Origin of the sequence: Pseudoalteromonas sp. TB51 (assembly GCF_000498055.1) — a bacterium.
GTDB lineage: Bacteria > Pseudomonadota > Gammaproteobacteria > Enterobacterales > Alteromonadaceae > Pseudoalteromonas > Pseudoalteromonas atlantica.
In genome coordinates, this window is record NZ_AUTO01000257.1 from 1 (window position 1) to 2668 (window position 2668).

At 39.6% G+C, this 2668-nt stretch carries 2 protein-coding genes, 1 pseudogene and 1 other annotated feature; all 3 genes and pseudogenes read right to left on the minus strand.

Annotated elements, in window-relative coordinates; genetic code table 11:
* Positions 1 to 1051 (minus strand): serine hydrolase domain-containing protein (locus L650_RS0115135; RefSeq protein WP_029773626.1); only part of this gene is annotated, 1051 nt, incomplete at its 3' end.
* A gap of 25 nt (positions 1052 to 1076) precedes the next feature.
* Positions 1077 to 1358: pseudogene (locus L650_RS0115140) on the minus strand (GNAT family N-acetyltransferase); the annotation flags it as partial.
* Between the two features lie 40 nt (positions 1359 to 1398).
* Positions 1399 to 2618 (minus strand): IS3 family transposase gene (locus L650_RS0115145; protein ID WP_223230517.1). Its coding sequence is split into 2 segments (ribosomal slippage): positions 1399 to 2330 and positions 2330 to 2618, totalling 1221 coding nucleotides; the frame shifts between segments, so codons are not numbered across the junction.
* Positions 2224 to 2340 (minus strand) — a sequence feature (AL1L pseudoknot). (Overlaps the previous gene by 117 nt.)
* Positions 2619 to 2668: the final 50 nt, after the last annotated feature.

The window sequence follows — 2668 nt, forward strand, 5'->3', positions numbered from 1 at the left end:
CCCAGCCGCTACTATGCATTCGCTTTAAATAACCCGTTGCTAGGTTATTGTTTACATCATCTAGTGCAAAGCTCCCCGAATTTTGCATACCCGCTTTTTTATAAATATGCTTATCTACATAACTGTAGTAAGACTCCTCAGTTACACTTTCAACTATAAGCCCAAGCATTAGCATTCCTGAATTACTGTATCGGTTTCGTGTGCCAGGTTTAAAAAGAAGAGGGGTACTTGCCACTAGGGGTTTATAAGCTGAAAGGTCGCGATATGCCTCTTTGTTGCTGGCATTAAATTCTTCATTAAAAAAGTTACCTAATCCTGATGTGTGCGTTAAAAGGTGCCTAACAGTAATTAAATCTGTATCGCCTTCAGGAAGCCAGCTTTTATCTACAAAGTTAACTAGCTTATCGTCAAGCTTGAGTTTGCCTTTTTCAATAAGTTGCAACGCCGCTATAGCGGTAAACATTTTATTCATAGAGCCTAAAGAAAACTTAGTCTCTAAATTATTTTTAACCTGCCACTCTTTGCTGGCATAACCTACCGCCTTTTGAAATAAAACATTTTGGCCTTTAGCGACTAATACAGCACCAGAAAACGCGTTGTTATTATCTAAGTTATCAATAAATTGCGCTAATTCTTGGCTAAAGCTTTTTGGGGTGAGTGAAGCATTTTTTATATTTTTTAACTCAACATCATTAAAACTGCTGTAGTTAATTTTGTGAGGAGGAGAACTTTGTTTATTTATAACAAGTTCATACTCAAAGTTATTGTTTTGAGAAATAACACGTATACGATCATTATTATTTTTTTCTGGTAGGTACTCTAATACTTTTAGTTTTCCATAAGTATTTTTCTCGTTTAAAAACACTCCAACATAAGCATCAAGGCCGTAGGTCTCTATTCTACTCTGAGACATATTATTTGAGAGGTACTCAATAACTTCACTCTGAGAACCCTCGTTAAAAACAGTAATAAAATTTTGCGCTGTTTTTTCATTACCATGAGCCGAATAAGATAGGCAAAGTACAACTAAACCAGTAATAAGATGCTTCATAAAAATCCCTTTTTAATAATTAAAATTATAGCTTAATAATCGCTAACATATCGTCGTCATCCTCATCGAGGCCCACTTCCTCAAACCCGAAACTTGAATAAAAGTTTTTAGCAACAGGATTTTGCGGGTTATAACAAATCTCGATTTGTTCAAGCTTAGAAGTTGCTTTAATCTCTTCAATTGCCATAGCCAGTGCTTTGCGCCCAATGCCTTTATTTTGATGAGTTTGATCTACCATAAAGCGCCAAATAGAAACCTTTGCAGGGGTTTCTTGTACCCACATAAGAAAGCCAACTGGCAGAGCATTTTGAATCGCCCCGAGTTCATCGGAGACCAGTTTGTTTAAGTCAGGCCACTTTACCTGACTCGTTTAAATTATCATAGTAGTCTGTTTCATATTGAGCTGGTGAAATATACCCAATTGAAGATAATAAGCGTTGATTATTAAACCAATTGACCCACTCTAACGTTGCGTATTCAACAGCATCAACATTCTTCCACGGGCCATTTCTGCGAATAATCTCTGTTTTAAATAATCCATTTATTGTTTCAGCCAATGCATTGTCATAAGAGTCACCCACACTGCCTACAGACGCTTGAATTCCAGCTTCAGCAAGTCGCTCAGTGTATCGTATAGACAAATATTGGCTGCCTCTGTCGCTGTGGTGAATTAACCCTTCGGGGTTGCCACGATGCCAAATAGCTTGCTCTAACGCATCAAGAATAAGCTCTGTGTGCATTGTCGTTGATACACGCCAACCTACAATGTATCGTGAAAAAACATCTATCACGAAAGCGACATAAACAAACCCACTCCATGTGGCAACATAGGTGATGTCAGCTACCCAAAGTTGATTTGGCTGCTCAGCAGTAAATTGACGATTAACTAAATCAAGTGGCTTATCTTGTTGCTCGTCAGGTATCGTTGTCTTATGTGCTTTACCCCGACGAACACCTTGAATTCCCATAACTCGCATCAATCGTTCGACTGTACAGCGGGCGACTTGATGGTCGTCAAGCTGTAGCTGCTTCCATATTTTTCTTGCACCATAAACTGACATATTATCCTCCCACACTTCGCGAATGAGTATTATCAGCTCAGCATCACGCTTTTTGCGGTTAGACAGTCGCTCAGGCTCTCTTTGTATCTGTTTATGAGAATAATACGTTGATGGTGCAATCGGCAATTCCTTGCAAATTGACTCGACACCGTAATGCTCTCTGCAAGCATCAATAAAATCCACTATTACTTCTGTTTGCGGTCGAGCTCCGCTTGGGCGAAAAAAGCGGCAGCTTGCCTCAGGATATCATTCGTTCGCTTGAGCTCTTTATTCTCGCGCTCTAAGACGGCAAGGCGTTCTTCAGTTGATTGCGTATTAGAAGAGGGTTTAGACGGTTGAGCTTGAGATTTCTTGACCCATGCTCTAAGTGTTTCTGGGGTACATCCCAGTTTATCTGAAATCGATACTAGCGCAGCCCAAAGAGAAGGGTATTCATGCTGTTGTGTGGTAACAAGCCTAATTGCACGTTCACGAAATTCTGATGTATAGCGATTTGATTTTTTCATAGTTCCAGTTTCTCAAGTTATTGAGTCTCTGGCAAACACGGGGCGATTCA